Genomic DNA, 16,941 nt, shown 5'->3' on the forward strand with positions numbered 1-16,941 from the left:
CTCAGCCCTCGAATTTCTGCGAGTCAGCCATGGCGGATTACAAAGCTCCCCTGCGCGATATGCGCTTTGTCCTGAACGAAGTATTCGACGTTGCCAGCCACTGGGCGCAGCTGCCGGGCCTGGCCGACAGCGTCGATGTCGACACCATGGAGGCCATTCTCGAGGAGGCCGGCAAGGTCACCGCCCAGGCCATCGCGCCCTTGAGCCGTGCGGCCGATGAAGAGGGCTGCCACTGGCGCGATACCGCGGTGACGACTCCGGCCGGGTTCATTCAGGCCTACCGGACCTACGCCGAGGGTGGCTGGGTCGGCGTGGGCGGCGAGCCTGCCCACGGTGGCATGGGCATGCCCAAGGTGATTTCGGCGCAGGTCGAGGAGATGGTCAACTCGGCCAGCCTGGCGTTCGGCCTGTACCCGATGCTGACTGCAGGTGCCTGCCTGTCCATCAACGCCCATGCCAGTGAAGAGCTGAAACGCACCTACCTGCCCAAGATGTATGCCGGAACCTGGGCCGGCTCCATGTGCCTGACCGAAGCCCATGCGGGTACCGATCTGGGCCTGATCCGCACACGTGCCGAACCGCAGGCAGACGGCAGCTACAAGGTCAGCGGGACGAAGATCTTCATCACCGGCGGCGAACACGACCTGACCGAGAACATCATCCATCTGGTGTTGGCCAAGCTTCCCGACGCACCGCCCGGCCCCAAGGGCATCTCGCTGCTGCTGGTACCCAAGTTCATGGTCGATGCCGACGGTAACCTGGGCGCGCGCAACGCCGTGTCCTGCGGTTCCATCGAACACAAGATGGGCATCCAGGCGTCGGCCACCTGCGTGATGAACTTCGATGGCGCCACCGGTTACCTGGTCGGCGAGGCCAACAAGGGCCTGGCGGCCATGTTCACCATGATGAACTACGAGCGTCTGGGCGTAGGCATTCAGGGCCTGGCGTCGGCCGAGCGCTCCTATCAGAACGCTGTGGAGTACGCCCGTGACCGGCTGCAGAGCCGTTCGCCCACCGGGGCCATGCAGGCCGACAAGATGGCCGACCCGATCATCGTCCACCCGGACGTGCGGCGCATGCTGCTGACCATGAAAGCCTGCAATGAAGGCGGGCGGGCGTTCTCCACCTACGTGGCGCTGCAGTTGGACACCGCCAAGTACAGCGAAGAGCCGGCCACGCGCAAGCGCGCCGAAGACATGGTGGCTTTGCTGACTCCGGTGGCCAAGGCCTTCCTGACCGACCTGGGCCTGGAAACCACGGTGCATGGCCAGCAGGTATTCGGTGGCCACGGCTATATCCGCGAATGGGGCCAGGAGCAGTTGGTCCGCGATGTGCGCATTACCCAGATCTACGAGGGCACCAACGGCATCCAGGCACTGGACCTGATGGGCCGCAAGGTGGTGGGCAACGGTGGTGCGTTCTATCAGCTGTTTTCCGACGAAGTGCGTGCCTACGCCGCCCAGGCCGATGCCGCGTTGCAGGAGTTCGCCCAGCCGCTGATTGACGCGCTGGACCGCCTCGACGCCTTGACGGCAGGGGTTCTGGACCGCGCCGCGAACGATCCGCGCGAGATCGGCGCCGCATCGGTCGAGTACCTGCAGGCCTTTGGTTACACCGCCTACGCCTACATGTGGACGAGAATGGCGGCGGCCGCGCTGGGCAGGCAGGACGAGGCGTTCTATGCCAGCAAACTGGGCACGGCGCGCTTTTATTTCGCCCGGTTGTTGCCGCGGATCCACTCCCTGGCGGCTGCTGTCGATGCCGGCAGCGCGTCCCTATTTCTGTTGGATGAGGAGCAATTCTGACGATGTAAGCTTTGGCTTACATCACGTGGTGTCTTTGAGCTATATCCACGGATTGGATCCACAGTTAATCTTCACTCCAAGGACGTTGCGCAGGATGCGCCTAGATATAACAGGGACACGTAGGATTTCTGCCAGGACGGCGGACGGAAATGGATGTCATGGGAAACAGTCTGCAAAACCCCGCTTCGGCGGGGTTTTCTTTTTTCCGCTCCCGAATAATTTCCCCTGTAGCAGCGGCGCAAGCCGCGTCACTGGCGACGCGATACACCTGACACCCCGCTTCGACGCCGGACGCGGCTCGCGCCGCTGCTACAGGAACGCGTGGGGCTCATTACGGGCTGCGCGCGCCCTGTAGCAGCGGCGCAAGCCGCGTCACTGGCGACGCGATACACCTGACACCCCGCATCGACGCCGGACGCGGCTCGCGCCGCTGCTACAGGAACGCGTGGGGCTCATTACGGGCTGCGCGACCCGTGTGGCAGCGGCGCGTCAGGTCATGGTTTCGCTGGCGGCTTGAGCAGCGCTTCTGCCGCCTTGGCCAGGTCCGGCGGGAGGAAATCCCGGTCCGGATTGTAGTCGGCCTTGAGGAAGCGCGTCAGGTCCTGCAGGTCGCCTGGGCTGAGAATGCCCGCGGCCTGCTTGAGGCGCAGGTTGTCGAGGATGTAGTCGTAGCGGGTGTTGTTGTAGTCGCGCACCGAGCTGTACAGCTGGCGCTGCGCATCGAGCACGTCGACGATGTTGCGCGTTCCCACCTGATAGCCGATTTCCGTGGCCAGCACCGAGCTCTGGTTGGAGATGATCGACTGCTTGCGCGCCTGCACCTGCTCGACATCGGTGTTCACCGCACGGTGCAGGTTGCGGGTGTTCTCCACCACCTGTCGGCGCAGGCTTTCACGCTGCTGCTCACTTTGCGTGAGCCGCGCATAGGCCTCACGGACCTGCGAACTGGTCAAACCGCCGCTGTAGATTGGAATGTTCAACTGCACCCCAATGCTGCGCTGCGACACGTCGCTGCCATAGCTCACGCCCGGCAGATTGGAAGGATTGCTGAAACCCAGATTGTCGTTGTCACCCTTCTGGTATTGCGCCACCGCATCCACCGTGGGCGCATGCCCGGCCTTGCGCTGGCGCAAAGTCTGCTCGGCAGCTTCCACGGCGTAGTTGCTGGCCAGCAGATCGAGGTTCTGCCGGGAAGCGGTGTCGACCCACGCACTCGCGTCGTTGGGCATCGGCGCCAGCACCGGCAAGGTGTGAACGATGCCCTGGATCGAATTGTATTCGCGGTTGGTCAGCGTGATCAGGGCCTGGAAGGCGTCGTCGACCTGACGTTGGGCGATGATTCGATTGGCCCGTGCGGTGTCGTAGCTGGCCTGGGATTGCAGGGTGTCGGTCTTGTCGGACAGACCGACGTTGAAACGCTCCTGCGACTGATCGAGCTGGCGCCGGAAAGCATTCTCTTCGGCACGCGCGGTGGCCAGATTGTCCTGCGCGCGCAGCACCGAGAAATAGGCCTGGGCACTCTGCAGAATCAGGTTCTGCTCGGTGGCCGACAGCTGCACGGCCGCCTGCTCGTCGACCGCCTTGGCGGCCTTGAGCTGGAACCAGCGGTCGGCGCGGAACAGCGGCTGGCTCAACTGCGCCCGGTAGGAATTGCCGCTGCGGTTGTACACCGCCGACGGCTGGTCCAGCGCCGTGCGGGTATCGTTGATGTCATAGCCCGCCGACAGGTTGGGCAGCAAACCGGCCCGTGCCTGCGGCACGATTTCGCTTTGCGCGGCGTAGTCGGCCCGCGAAGCGGCCAGGTCGGCGTTGTTCAGCACCGCTTCTTGATAGACGCTGACCAGGTCGGTCATGCTCGCCAGCGGTGCCTGCTGCGCCAGGGCCATGCCTGGAATGGCACCGGACACGGCCAGGGCGAGGGCCGTTGCCGAGGGAAATCTACTGCGCAGCATGGGGCAATCCTTGGTCTGAAAGCTGGGTCTGGGCATCAGCTGTGAAAATAGGCGTGGGGCAGGGCGAGTGTAGAGCGCGACGCGCCGCACAACAATCCGGCGCAACGGCCAATATCAAGACCTGCAGGCGGAGTTGGCGTTCTGTGTGCGGGCCGTCTATGCTGTGCACGTTCTTGTCGGGGTGCCTTGCTATGAGGCTGAGATCGGATAATCCGGATCCCGTTGAACCTGATCAGGTTAACGCCTGCGTAGGGAACAAGATTTCTCGTCCTTTCGGCGAGTCCTCTTGTGCTTCGTCCGGGGTCTCGCGCATTTTCTGCACAGCACCTCGCGTACAAGCACAGCATCCGTTCACAGGGTGCATCCGTGCCTTTCAGGTTCGCTCCGACATTCCCGTGATGGATGCCGTCTGGAGAGCCTGTGATGAATACAAAAGCAAAAAACACCGTGCATTTGAGCGAATCGGCCCAGGTCGATTCGGGCTCCGTGCAGCCCTTCACCCGTTCGCGCAAGATCTACGTCCAGGGCTCGCGTGCGGACATCCGCGTGCCGATGCGCGAGATCAGCCTGGATGTCACGCCCACCGACTTCTCGACCGGCAGCGGCGCAGGTGAAATCAACCCGCCGGTGACCGTCTACGACACGTCTGGCCCGTACACCGACCCCAGCGTCGTCATCGACGTGCGCAAGGGCCTGGCCGACGTGCGCTCGGCGTGGATCGACGACCGCGGCGACACCGAGCGCCTGGCCGGCCTGAGCTCGAGCTTCGGCCAGCAACGCCTGAGCGACGACGAACTGACCAAACTGCGCTTCGCCCATGTGCGCAACCCGCGCCGGGCCAAGGCCGGCGCCAACGTCAGCCAGATGCACTATGCCCGCCAGGGCATCATTACCGCCGAAATGGAATACGTCGCCATCCGCGAGAACATGAAGCTGGCCGAGGCGCGCGCTGCCGGCCTGCTCAAGGACCAGCACAAGGGCCACAGCTTCGGCGCCAGCATTCCAAAGGAGATCACCGCCGAATTCGTCCGCGACGAGATCGCCCGCGGCCGCGCAATCATCCCGGCCAACATCAACCACACCGAACTCGAGCCGATGATCATCGGCCGCAACTTCCTGGTGAAGATCAACGGCAACATCGGCAACAGCGCGCTGGGTTCCTCCATCGAGGAAGAAGTGGCCAAGCTCACCTGGGGCATTCGCTGGGGCTCGGACACGGTGATGGACCTGTCCACCGGCAAGCACATCCACGAAACCCGCGAGTGGATCATCCGCAACTCGCCCGTGCCGATCGGCACCGTACCCATCTATCAGGCCCTGGAAAAGGTCGGCGGCGCGGCTGAGGACCTGACCTGGGAGCTGTTCCGCGACACCCTGATCGAACAGGCCGAGCAGGGCGTCGACTACTTCACCATCCATGCCGGTGTGCTGTTGCGCTATGTGCCGCTGACCGCCAAGCGGGTCACCGGCATCGTCAGTCGCGGCGGGTCGATCATGGCCAAGTGGTGCCTGGCGCATCACAAGGAAAACTTCCTGTACACGCACTTCGATGACATCTGCGAAATCATGAAAGCCTACGATGTCAGCTTTTCCCTGGGCGACGGCCTGCGTCCGGGGTCGATCGCCGACGCCAACGACGAAGCCCAGTTCGGCGAACTGGAAACCCTTGGCGAGCTGACCAAGATCGCCTGGAAGCACGACGTGCAGTGCATGATCGAAGGTCCGGGGCATGTGCCGATGCAGCTGATCAAGGAGAACATGGACAAGCAGCTGGAATGCTGCGACGAAGCGCCGTTCTACACCCTGGGCCCACTGACCACCGACATTGCGCCGGGTTACGACCACATTACCTCGGGCATCGGTGCCGCGATGATCGGCTGGTTCGGCTGCGCCATGCTCTGCTACGTGACGCCTAAAGAGCACCTCGGGTTGCCGAACAAGGATGACGTGAAGACCGGCATCATCACCTACAAGATAGCCGCCCACGCTGCCGACCTGGCCAAGGGACATCCGGGCGCGCAGATCCGCGACAACGCCTTGAGCAAGGCGCGCTTCGAGTTTCGCTGGGAAGACCAGTTCAACCTGGGGCTGGACCCGGACACCGCGCGCGCCTACCACGACGAAACCCTGCCCAAGGATTCGGCCAAGGTCGCGCATTTCTGCTCGATGTGCGGGCCGAAGTTCTGCTCGATGAAAATCACCCAGGAAGTGCGCGAGTACGCGGCCAACCAGAAGATCGAAGCCATCGACCTGAGCGTGGAAGAGGGCATGCGCGAGCAGGCGCAGCGCTTCAAGCAGGAAGGCAGCCAGCTGTACCAAAAGGTCTAGTCAGTATCTTCGGTGGTGCGGTTTTCGCGGCCGCTGACCGCTCCTGCGATTCCTCCGTAGGAGCGGTCAGCGGCCGCGAACAGGCACCGCCAATGCCCCAACAACCTTCGACCCATTTCCACTCGAGCCCAGCCATTGAAAACCTCCTATTCTCCCGATACTGCGGTGTCCGCCGCCCAGCGCGTGCTGGGCGGGCGCGACCTGTTCTCCCTGTGGTTTTCCCTGGGCGTGGGCCTCATGGTGCTGCAGACCGGCGCCCTGCTGGCGCCTGGCCTGGGCCTGGCCGGCGCACTGGCGGCGATCTTCCTGGGCACCCTGGTGGGTGTTTTGCTGCTCGCCTCGGTCGGCGTCATCGGCAGCGACACCGGCCTGTCCGCCATGGCCGCCCTGCGCCTGACCCTGGGCCGCGGCGCCGGCAGCGTTCCGGCCTTGCTCAACCTGTTGCAACTGATTGGCTGGGGATCGTTCGAGATCATCGTCATGCGCGATGCTGCCAGCCTGCTGGGCACGCGCGCGTTCGGTGAGGGCAGCCTGGGCAGCAACCCCTGGCTGTGGACCGTGTTTTTCGGCGGCCTGGCGACATTGCTGGCGGTCACCGGGCCGCTGACCTTCGTGCGCAAGGTGCTGCGCAAATGGGGCATCTGGCTGCTGTTGGCAGCGTGCCTGTGGCTGACCTGGAACCTGTTCGCCAAGGCCGACCTGACGACCCTGTGGAACACCGCTGGCGACGGTTCCATGGACCTGGCCACGGGCTTCGACATCGCCATCGCCATGCCCTTGTCGTGGCTGCCGCTGATTGCCGACTATTCGCGATTCGGCAAGCGCGCCAAAAGCGTGTTCGGCGGCACGGCCGTCGGGTTTTTCATAGGCAACTTCTGGTTGATGAGCCTGGGCGTCGCCTACACTCTGGCGTTCGCGCCCAGTGGCGAAGTCAATGCGCTGCTGCTGGCGTTGGCCGGGGCCGGCCTGGGCATACCGCTGTTGTTGATCCTGCTGGACGAGACGGAGAACGCCTTCGCCGATATCCATTCGGCGGCGGTATCGACCAGCTTGCTGTCAGGGCTCAAGGTCGAACACCTGGCCTTGGCCATCGGCATCGTCTGCACGCTGATCGCCTGCCTGGCACCGCTGGCGCAGTACCAGAACTTCCTGCTGCTGATCGGCTCGGTATTCGCGCCGCTGTTCGGCGTGGTGCTGATGGACCACTTCGTGCTGCGCAGGCGTTCGGCGCAGGTCGAACCGCGCGCCGTGCACTGGAGTGCGCTGCTGGCCTGGTTTGGCGGCGTATGCCTGTACCACGTGCTGGCCAATCTGTACCCGCAGATCGGCGCAACCCTGCCAGCGCTGCTGGTGGCCGGGTTGCTGTACTACCTGATCGAGCGAGTACTCAACCGCGACCCGGGAACAGCTCGGGCTTGATCACCCCATTGAGGCGCGGGTAGGCGATCTTCACTTCCGGGTGGCCCATGGCGTAGGGGGCGATGCTGTACACATTGTACTTGAGCACCACGCCCCCATAGGTCAGGGCAATGTTCGGCGTTTGCTGGAAGGGCCACTGGCGAATGAACTCGGCGTCCTTGTCCAGTTTGCTGGCGACCAGCCAGCCGCGATGGGCTTCTTCGGCGGCCTGCCAGAACGCACGCTCCTGGCCTGGGACCAGCATGTCCTGCAGGGTCAGCTCGCGGTGTTCGCGGCGCGACCAGTTGATGAAGCCGCGCCCGGGCATGCCATGGGCGCCGCCGGTCATGGCGTAGCTGGACAGCTCGACCACAACAATGCCGTCATGCTGTTCGCGTACCTTGGCTTGCAGGTAGCTGCTGTAACGTGGCTGGGCCTCGCGCATGAACTGCTCTTCGTAAGCCTTCAGGGTCGCGGGCACGCGGGCGTCCGGGGTATTGACGGTCATCTCGCGCAAGCGTTTGTCGATGGCTGCATCCAGGCCCGGCTCGTCGGGAAAGTGCACCACGTCGATGTTCACCAGCGGGCAATCCTGATTGTCGCAGCCAGGCTTGAGGTGCTCGAAAGCCTCGCGCTTGGTGTCCAGCGGCGCCCGGTAGTTGGGCTGGAAGAGGCTGGAGCAGGCACCCAGGGTCAGGGCGACGCAGGCCACGGAGGCGAACTTGAGAAACGACATGAGGGTCCTTGGCGGGTAATGGAATTATCGTGGTTGGACTGTCGGTCGAACCGTCGGTTCGCCAGTTGCGCAATCTTAATGCCTGCTCGCCCAACCGCCTATCCCGAGGCGCGCGGCTTCACCTCAAAGGGGCTGCAATACGGGCCCATCGCGGTTAGGATGGCCCCATGCTGCATGCACGAGTAAGAGGTTTTTCCATGCCAGATTCATCACGATCAATGCCTTCGGCGGTCGAAATCGACAAGCGCGAGCTCTGCTTCCAGGGCTTCTACAAACTGGACAAGCTGTTCCTGCGCCACGAGCTGTTCAACGGTGGCATGAGCAAGCAGATCAGCCGCGAATTGTTCGTGCGCCACGATGCCGTGTGTGTGTTGCCCTACGACGCCGCTCGCGACGAACTGGTGCTCATCGAGCAGTTCCGGGTCGGCGCGGTGGGCAAGGTCGACAACCCCTGGCTGATCGAAATGGTCGCCGGGCTGATCGACAAGGACGAGCGGCCCGAGGAAGTCGCGCACCGCGAGGCCGACGAGGAAGCGGGCCTGCAGATCGAAGCGTTGTGGCCGATCAGCAAGTACTTCCCGTCACCCGGCGGCAGCGACGAGTACGTGCACCTCTACCTGGGCCGCTGCAGCAGCGAGGGCGCTGGTGGCCTGCATGGCCTGGAAGAAGAGGGCGAGGACATTCGCGTCAAGGTCTGGGCATTCGACGATGCCCTGCAGGCCGTGCGCGATGGTCGAATCATCAACGCGGCAGCGATCATCGCCATCCAATGGCTGGCCCTGAACCGCGACGAAGTCAGGGGGCTGTGGTCGTGAGCCCGTTGCGCGAGCGCTACCGCGTCGATCTGGTCGGCCTGCAGGCCGCCTGCGAAGCCAATTACGCGCGGCTCATGCGCCTGCTGCCGGACATGCGCAGCCAGCAGTTGTCACGCCGCATCGCCATGACCCAGGCCGACCAGATGCTCGGTGTGCTGACGCTGGAGGTGCTGCTTGCCTGTCCGTACACCACCACCCTGCGCGTACGCCAGGAGCACAGCCTGCCATGGCTGCCGGTGCCGCAGATGGAGGTGCAGGTGTACCACGACGCGCGCATGGCCGAAGTCGTCAGCGCCGAGCACGCCCGGCGTTTCCGCAGCGTCTATCCCTACCCCAACGCGGCCATGCACCAGCCTGACGAAAAGGCCCAGCTCAACCTGTTCCTGGGTGAGTGGCTGAGTCATTGCCTGGCCTGTGGCCACGAGTACGAAGCGGTACGCTGAGCATCGCCCTGCACGAACGCCGCAGGTCGCATTGCCCTTGTCATCCAGGCTGCGCATAATTTGCCGGTTCGCCCTTTTGCCTGGAGACGGTCTTGTCGAGCCTATCTGATCCTGCTGTCGATGCACCGGTAGTGCTCGTGCAGCTTTCCGACAGCCACCTGGTGGCCGCAGCCGACGGTGCCATGTTCGGCTTGAACACGCGACGGAGCCTGGCGCAGGTGGTTGCGCAGGTGCTCGAGGAGCAGCCGCGCATCGACCTGCTGGTCGCCACCGGTGACCTGTCCCAGGACGGCACGCTGGCGTCTTACCAGGCGTTCGCGCAGGCCACCCAGGTCATTTGCGCACCCACGCGCTGGCTGCCCGGCAACCACGACGAGCCGGCGCTCATGCGGCAAGCCGCAGAAGGCACCCAGTGGCTGGAGCCTGTGGCGGATGTGGGTGCCTGGCGGGTGACGCTGCTCGATTCGGCCATCGCTGGTTCTGCAGCCGGCCATCTGGCCGACGATCAGTTGCAGTTGCTCGAGCGTGCGCTCGCTGAAGCACCGCACAAGCATCATCTGGTGTGCCTGCATCACCATCCGGTTGCGATCGGCAGCCAATGGATAGAGCCCATCGGGCTGCGCAACGCCGGGGCCCTGTTCGAACTGCTCGGGCGTTTCCCGCAGGCGCGTGGCGTGCTCTGGGGGCATGTGCATCAGGAGATCGACCGGCACGCCCATGGCTTGCGCCTGCTGGCGTCGCCGTCCACGGGCATTCAGTTTCTGCCCGGCAGTGAGGATTTCGCCCTGGACGACCGCGCGCCGGGCTACCGCTGGCTGCGCCTGATGCCGGACGGGCAGATCGAGACCGGCGTGTCGCGGCTGGCGAACTTCACCTTCACCCCGGACCTGGACGCGGCGGGTTATTGAATCAGAGGCGGTAGTGCGGCCTTCGCGGCCAGAGCCCGCTCCCGCAGGGTTTCGCGCCAGGATTGCGGCTTGCCCATATACCGACGCACCAACACCCCAACTGCACCCTCGACAAGGTAAACTGCGCGCCATCTCTATGCCCGGAGGCCCCCATGCCCGGTTCGATCCTCTACATTCACGGTCTGAACAGTTCGCCGGAGTCGCAGAAAGCCCGCCAGCTGTGCGCGCTGATGCAACGCATCGGTCTGGCCGACCAGCTTCGCGCGCCGGCGCTGCACCACCATCCGCGCCAGGCCATTGCCCAACTGGAAGCCGCGCTGGCGCAGCTCGACGCACCATTGCTGGTGGGAAGCTCCCTCGGCGGCTACTATGCGACGCACCTGGCAAAGCGCTTCGGCCTCAAGGCATTGTTGATCAACCCGGTGGTCAATCCGCACCACCTGTTCGATGGCTACCTGGGAATGCAGACCAACCACTACACGGGCGAACGCTGGCAGTTGACCCGCGACCACGTCACGGCCCTTGCCGAGCTGGAAGTGCCGGCGCCCACCGACCCCGAGCGGCTTCAGGTGTGGCTGCAGACCGGCGACGAAACCCTCGACTATCGCCAGGCTGCGGCCTTCTACCAGGCCTGCAGCGTACACATCGAAAACGGCGGCGACCACGGCTTCCAAGGCTTTGCGCAAAAGTTGCCAGCGCTGCTGGCATTCGCCGGCATCGACGCGGCGCGTTACCAGGCCGTCGATTTTGCCCAGCTTTGATCACTCTTTTCACGAACGACTGACGACGAGACCCCATGGCCAATCCCAGCGCTAGCTCCTATAACGCAGACGCCATCGAAGTCCTCTCGGGCCTCGACCCGGTGCGCAAGCGCCCGGGCATGTACACCGACACCAGTCGGCCCAACCACCTGGCCCAGGAAGTCATCGACAACAGTGTCGACGAAGCCCTGGCGGGCCATGCGCGTTCTATCCAGGTCATCCTGCACGCCGATCACTCTCTTGAAGTGTACGACGATGGCCGTGGCATGCCCGTGGACATCCACCCCGAGGAAGGCGTCAGCGGCGTCGAGCTGATCCTTACCAAGCTGCACGCGGGCGGCAAGTTTTCCAACAAGAACTACCAGTTTTCCGGCGGCCTGCACGGGGTGGGCATCTCGGTGGTCAACGCCCTGTCCAATCAGGTGCGGGTCAGGGTCAAGCGCGACGGCAACGAGTACCAGATGACCTTCGCCGATGGCTTCAAGGCCACCGATCTGGAAGTGATCGGCACTGTCGGCAAGCGCAACACCGGCACCAGCGTGTATTTCGCCCCGGACCCGAAATACTTCGATTCGCCGAAGTTTTCCGTCAGCCGCCTCAAGCATGTGCTCAAGGCCAAGGCGGTGTTGTGTCCCGGCCTGCTGGTCAGCTTCGAAGACAAGGGCAGCGGCGAGAAGGTCGAGTGGCATTATGAAGACGGGCTGCGTTCGTACCTGATCGATGCGGTCACCGAATTCGCTCGCCTGCCCGACGAGCCGTTCTGCGGCAGCCTGGCGGGCAACAAGGAAGCCGTGGACTGGGCGCTGCTGTGGTTGCCCGAAGGCGGCGACAGCGTTCAGGAAAGCTACGTCAACCTGATCCCGACGGCTCAGGGCGGTACCCACGTCAACGGGCTGCGCCAGGGTCTGCTGGATGCAATGCGCGAGTTCTGCGAGTTCCGCAACCTGCTGCCACGCGGCTTGAAACTGGCGCCCGAGGATATCTGGGAACGCATCGCCTTCGTGCTGTCGATGAAGATGCAGGATGCGCAGTTCTCGGGCCAGACCAAGGAGCGGCTGTCCTCGCGCGAGGCGGCCGCGTTCGTCTCCGGCGTGGTCAAGGACGCCTTCAGCCTGTGGCTCAACGCCCATCCCGAATTGGGCATGCAGTTGGCCGAACTGGCGATCAGCAACGCCGGGCGTCGCCTCAAGGCGAGCAAGAAGGTCGAGCGCAAGCGCATCACCCAAGGCCCCGCATTGCCCGGCAAGCTGGCTGACTGCGCCGGGCAGGACCCGGCCCGCTCCGAACTGTTCCTGGTCGAAGGGGACTCCGCCGGTGGCTCGGCCAAACAGGCGCGGGACAAGGAGTTCCAGGCGATCCTGCCGTTGCGCGGCAAGATCCTCAACACCTGGGAAGTGGACGGCAGCGAAGTACTCGCCAGCCAGGAAGTCCACAACATTGCCGTGGCCATCGGCGTCGATCCCGGTGCCGCCGATATCAGCCAACTGCGCTACGGCAAGGTGTGCATCCTGGCCGACGCCGACTCCGACGGCCTGCACATCGCAACCCTGCTGTGCGCGCTGTTCGTCCAGCACTTCCGGCCTTTGGTGGACGCCGGTCACGTCTACGTCGCCATGCCGCCGCTGTACCGCATCGACCTGGGCAAGGAGATCTTCTACGCCCTGGACGAGGCCGAGCGCGACGGCATTCTCGACCGCCTGGTTGCCGAAAAGAAACGCGGCAAGCCGCAGGTCACGCGCTTCAAGGGCCTGGGCGAAATGAACCCGCCGCAGCTGCGCGAAACCACCATGGACCCCAACACCCGCCGCCTGGTGCAACTGACCCTGGACGACTTTGCCGGCACCACCGAAATCATGGACATGCTGCTGGCCAAGAAACGTGCGGGCGACCGCAAGGCGTGGCTCGAGTCCAAGGGCAACCTGGCCGAGGTGCTGGCTTGATCGCAGCGCTGCTGACAGCCCTGTTCGCCCTGGCCCTGCCTACGCTGGCCGTGGCGTCGGGGCAACCACCCGTGCCCGAGCTGACCCTGGTCGGCGAGCACGCGGTGGACGGTATGCCCACCGGGAACCTGTCCGGCCTGGCGCTGTGCCGCAAGACCTTGTGGGCCGTTTCGGACCGGGAGGACGGTACGGTTTATCGACTCGACACCTCGACCCCCGACTGGCAGGCCACGGCCGTAACCTTCAAGGCGCCGCCGGTACCGCCCAGCGGGCTGCCCGTTCGTCTGCGCATGAGCAGTTGGGCGGCGGCCTTCGTGCGTGGCGGCGACCTGGATTTCGAAGGCATCAGCTGCGATGCCCGAGGCAACCAATACCTGGTCAGTGAATCCCACGTCGCGGTGCTGCAGATTCCCGTGTCAGGCGAGCCGAAATGGTTGCCCCTGGACCCGACCCTGGTTAGTCAGGCACGCGCCAGCCACCTGCTGTTGCATTTCAATGCCCTGTTCGAAGGGCTGACCGTCAATCTGGCCGGCGACCGCCTGTGGCTGGCTGCCGAACGTCAGCAGCGCGGCCTGCTGGCCGTTCGCAAGCGGCCATTGAGCTGGAGCTGTGAGGGGCGTTGCGTATTGCTTGCCGAAGGCGGTGCGGAAGCCCTTCCGGTGCAGATTCCCCGGGCCAGGCACATGCCGCGCGATTTTGCCGATCTGGCCTGGTTCGATGGCAAGCTGTTCACGCTGGAACGCAATGCCTATCGCATCTGTCGTCGCGACGCGGACACGGCTGCCGTGGAGCGGTGCTGGTCGTTCGCCGCCGAGGCGCTGTTGCCGGCTCGCCGCTATGATGCCCCCTACGGTCTGACCGAAGCGCTGAGCGTCGATGCCGAGGGGGCATGGGTGGGCACCGACAATAACCAGTGGGCCCGCGCCGATGGCGAGCGGCGTCCGGTGGTCTGGCGCTTCGCGGCCCCCGCCGGCGGCTGGAGCGCCGCGCCATGAGCCAGGCCGCACCGGGCAGGCGTGTTGGCAAGGTGTTGATGCTGCTGGCCTGGGCCGCAGCGTTGTACCTGGCCACGCAGTTCTTCGGTGACTGGGAACAGCGTCGAGAAAATCCCAATGCGGTGCCGGTTTCCCAGCACGGCGACGGCTACGTGGAAGTGCAACTGGCCGGCAATGGCCAGGGGCACTTCGTCAGCGGCGGCTTCATCAATGGGCAGCCGGTGCAATTCATGCTCGACACCGGCGCCACCGATGTGGCCATGCCCGAAGCGGTCGCGCGCAAGCTCGATCTGGCCCGCGGTGCGCCGGTGCTGCTGACCACTGCCAATGGCAAGACCCAAGGCTATCGCACCGAGATCGCCACTCTGCAGCTGGGCGATATACGCCTGAGCAATGTCCGCGCCCTGGTGGTGCCGGGCTTCGACGGCGACCAGGTGCTGCTGGGCATGAGCGCCCTGAAACAACTTGAATTCACTCAGCGCGGCGGCAACTTGCTGCTGCGCCAGACCACGAAACGATGAGGCTTGCATGAGCGATTCCCTCGATCTCAGTCTTGACGGCGTAGAACGCCGGTCCCTGGCTGACTTCACCGAACAGGCCTACCTCAACTACTCCATGTACGTGATCATGGACCGCGCCTTGCCGCATATCGGTGATGGCCTCAAGCCGGTCCAGCGACGCATCGTCTATGCCATGAGCGAGTTGGGCCTGGACGCCGACGCCAAGCACAAGAAGTCCGCACGTACCGTGGGCGATGTACTCGGCAAGTTCCACCCCCACGGCGACTCGGCCTGCTACGAGGCCATGGTCCTGATGGCGCAGCCGTTCAGCTATCGCTACACGCTGGTCGATGGCCAGGGCAACTGGGGCGCACCGGACGATCCCAAGTCGTTCGCCGCCATGCGCTACACCGAGGCGCGCCTGTCGCGCTATTCCGAGGTGCTGCTCACGGAGCTGGGCCAGGGCACGGCGGACTGGGTGCCGAACTTCGACGGTACCCTCGACGAGCCGTCGGTGCTGCCGGCGCGGCTGCCCAATATCCTGCTCAACGGCACCACCGGCATTGCCGTAGGCATGGCCACCGACGTTCCACCGCACAACCTGCGCGAAGTGGCCAGCGCCTGTGTGCGCCTGCTCGACGAGCCCAAGGCGACGATCGAGCAGCTCTGCGAACACATCCAGGGCCCCGACTACCCGACCGAAGCGGAAATCATCACCCCGCGCGCCGATCTGCTGAAAATCTACCAGACCGGCCGCGGCTCGGTGCGCATGCGCGCGGTGTATCGCCTGGAAGACGGCGACGTAGTCGTCACCGCCTTGCCGCACCAAGTGTCCGGCGCCAAAGTGCTGGAACAGATCGCGGCGCAGATGCAGGCCAAGAAGCTGCCGATGGTGGCCGATCTGCGTGACGAATCCGACCACGAGCACCCGTGTCGCATCGTCATCATCCCACGCTCCAATCGCGTCGAAGTCGACGACTTGATGCAGCATCTGTTCGCCACCACCGATCTGGAGTCGACCTACCGGGTCAACGTCAACATCATCGGTCTGGACGGTCGCCCGCAGTTGAAGAACCTGCGCACGTTGCTGGTCGAATGGCTGGAGTTCCGTGTCAACACCGTGCGCCGTCGCCTGCAGTTCCGCCTGGACAAGGTCGAACGTCGCCTGCACCTGTTGGACGGCTTGCTGATCGCCTTCCTTAACCTGGATGAAGTGATCCACATCATCCGCACCGAGGAGCATCCCAAGGCGCGCCTGATCGAACGCTTTGCCCTCACCGAGATCCAGGCCGACTACATTCTCGACACGCGCCTGCGTCAGCTCGCGCGCCTTGAGGAAATGAAGATCCGCGGCGAGCAGGAAGAACTGGCCAAGGAACGCGCCAAGCTGCAGGCGCTGCTGGGCAGCGAAAGCAAGCTGAAGAAGCTGGTGCGCGCCGAGCTGATCAAGGACGCCGAAACCTATGGCGACGAGCGTCGCTCGCCGATTGTTGCGCGCAGCGAAGCACGCGCGCTGTCGGAGAACGAGCTGATGCCGACCGAGCCGGTGACGGTGGTGCTGTCCGAAAAAGGCTGGGTGCGCTGTGGCAAAGGTCACGACATCGACGCCACGGGCCTCTCCTACAAGGCCGGTGACGGCTACAAGACCGCAGCCATCGGGCGTTCGAACCAGTTCGCGGTATTCATCGACTCGACCGGGCGCAGCTATTCGGTGGCCGCGCATACCCTGCCTTCGGCCCGTGGCCAGGGCGAACCCCTGACCGGCCGCCTGACGCCGCCACCCGGCGCCACCTTCGAGTGCGTGATGCTGCCCGACGACGACGCGCTGTACGTCATCGCGTCGGACGCCGGCTACGGCTTCGTGGTCAAGGGCGAAGACCTGCAGGCCAAGAACAAGGCTGGCAAGGCACTGCTCAGCCTGCCCAAAGGGGCCAAGGTGATCAACCCGCGTGCCGTACCCGATCGGGAACGGAACTGGCTGGCCGCGGTGACCACCGAGGGCCGCCTGCTGGTGTTCAAGATCAGCGACCTGCCGCAACTGGGCAAGGGCAAAGGCAACAAGATCATCGGCATTCCCGGTGATCGCGTGGCCAGTCGTGAAGAATTCGTCACTGACCTTGCGGTGGTCGCCGAAGGCTCGACGCTGGTGCTGCACGCGGGTAAACGCACGCTGTCGCTCAAGCCCGATGACCTGGAGCACTACCGCGGCGAGCGTGGGCGGCGCGGCAACAAGCTGCCCCGCGGTTTCCAGCGTGTCGACGCTCTGGTCGTGGAAAACCTCTGATCGACGACCGCGCCTGGACGGTGGCCGTGCTGCCGTTCGACGGACAAGCACTGGAGTCAGGGCGCGGATTCACGGA

13 protein-coding genes and 1 riboswitch are annotated in these 16,941 nt (G+C 64.5%); of the genes, 11 read left to right on the forward strand and 2 right to left on the reverse strand.

The features are described from left to right. Window positions 1-29: 29 nt before the first annotated feature. Window positions 30-1,805 (forward strand): acyl-CoA dehydrogenase C-terminal domain-containing protein, encoded by a 1,776-nt coding sequence (locus tag IFU31_RS10440; protein ID WP_192102856.1) that lies wholly within the window; start codon window positions 30-32, stop codon window positions 1,803-1,805. A 494-nt stretch (window positions 1,806-2,299) separates the two neighbouring features. On the opposite strand, the gene IFU31_RS10445 is transcribed toward IFU31_RS10440, so the two are convergent. Next, window positions 2,300-3,757, reverse strand: a complete 1,458-nt coding sequence (locus IFU31_RS10445; RefSeq protein ID WP_122480407.1) for a TolC family outer membrane protein — start codon at window positions 3,755-3,757, stop codon at window positions 2,300-2,302. A gap of 167 nt (window positions 3,758-3,924) precedes the next feature. Further along, window positions 3,925-4,029, forward strand: a riboswitch (TPP riboswitch). A gap of 151 nt (window positions 4,030-4,180) precedes the next feature. On the opposite strand from IFU31_RS10445, the gene thiC reads away from it, so the two are divergent. Both thiC and cytX read left to right on the forward strand, forming a co-directional pair. After that, window positions 4,181-6,085: a phosphomethylpyrimidine synthase ThiC gene (gene thiC, locus IFU31_RS10450; protein ID WP_192102857.1), complete on the forward strand. Its 1,905-nt coding sequence runs from the start codon at window positions 4,181-4,183 to the stop codon at window positions 6,083-6,085. Window positions 6,086-6,220: 135 nt separating this feature from the next. Next, entirely contained in the window at window positions 6,221-7,504 is a 1,284-nt protein-coding gene (gene cytX / locus IFU31_RS10455; protein WP_197979614.1) for a putative hydroxymethylpyrimidine transporter CytX, read from the forward strand. On the opposite strand, the gene IFU31_RS10460 is transcribed toward cytX, so the two are convergent. Beyond that, the gene (locus IFU31_RS10460) at window positions 7,473-8,219 is read right to left on the reverse strand and encodes an RsiV family protein (protein WP_185794968.1); all 747 of its coding nucleotides are present in this window, start codon (window positions 8,217-8,219) and stop codon (window positions 7,473-7,475) included. The genes cytX and IFU31_RS10460 overlap by 32 nt on opposite strands. 197 nt (window positions 8,220-8,416) lie before the next feature. On the opposite strand from IFU31_RS10460, the gene IFU31_RS10465 reads away from it, so the two are divergent. The 8 genes from IFU31_RS10465 to parC all read left to right on the forward strand — a co-directional run bounded on the left by IFU31_RS10465 (window position 8,417) and on the right by parC (window position 16,865). Beyond that, a complete protein-coding gene (locus tag IFU31_RS10465; RefSeq protein WP_192059036.1) occupies window positions 8,417-9,034 on the forward strand; it encodes an NUDIX domain-containing protein in 618 nt (205 codons plus the stop codon). After that, window positions 8,989-9,477, forward strand: coding sequence for a DUF1249 domain-containing protein (locus IFU31_RS10470; protein ID WP_197975833.1), 489 nt, complete (start codon window positions 8,989-8,991; stop codon window positions 9,475-9,477). Before IFU31_RS10465 ends, IFU31_RS10470 begins: the two co-directional genes overlap by 46 nt. 92 nt (window positions 9,478-9,569) lie before the next feature. Beyond that, window positions 9,570-10,385, forward strand: coding sequence for a 3',5'-cyclic-AMP phosphodiesterase (cpdA, locus tag IFU31_RS10475; RefSeq protein WP_192102858.1), 816 nt, complete (start codon window positions 9,570-9,572; stop codon window positions 10,383-10,385). Between the two features lie 152 nt (window positions 10,386-10,537). Next, complete coding sequence (locus IFU31_RS10480) at window positions 10,538-11,146, forward strand: YqiA/YcfP family alpha/beta fold hydrolase (protein WP_192102859.1); 609 nt, start codon at window positions 10,538-10,540, stop codon at window positions 11,144-11,146. Window positions 11,147-11,181: 35 nt separating this feature from the next. Next, window positions 11,182-13,086, forward strand: a complete 1,905-nt coding sequence (parE, locus tag IFU31_RS10485; protein ID WP_192102860.1) for a DNA topoisomerase IV subunit B — start codon at window positions 11,182-11,184, stop codon at window positions 13,084-13,086. An 8-nt stretch (window positions 13,087-13,094) separates the two neighbouring features. Beyond that, on the forward strand, window positions 13,095-14,081 hold the full coding sequence (locus IFU31_RS10490) for an esterase-like activity of phytase family protein (protein ID WP_446731031.1): 987 nt from the start codon (window positions 13,095-13,097) through the stop codon (window positions 14,079-14,081). Next, window positions 14,078-14,602 (forward strand): retropepsin-like aspartic protease family protein, encoded by a 525-nt coding sequence (locus IFU31_RS10495; RefSeq protein ID WP_185794971.1) that lies wholly within the window; start codon window positions 14,078-14,080, stop codon window positions 14,600-14,602. The genes IFU31_RS10490 and IFU31_RS10495 overlap by 4 nt, the downstream gene beginning before the upstream one ends. A gap of 7 nt (window positions 14,603-14,609) precedes the next feature. After that, entirely contained in the window at window positions 14,610-16,865 is a 2,256-nt protein-coding gene (gene parC / locus IFU31_RS10500) for a DNA topoisomerase IV subunit A (protein WP_122480398.1), read from the forward strand. Window positions 16,866-16,941: the final 76 nt, after the last annotated feature.

The organism is Pseudomonas sp. CFBP 13602, from assembly GCF_014842725.1.
In the GTDB taxonomy this organism is placed as follows: Bacteria; Pseudomonadota; Gammaproteobacteria; order Pseudomonadales; family Pseudomonadaceae; genus Aquipseudomonas; species Aquipseudomonas baltica.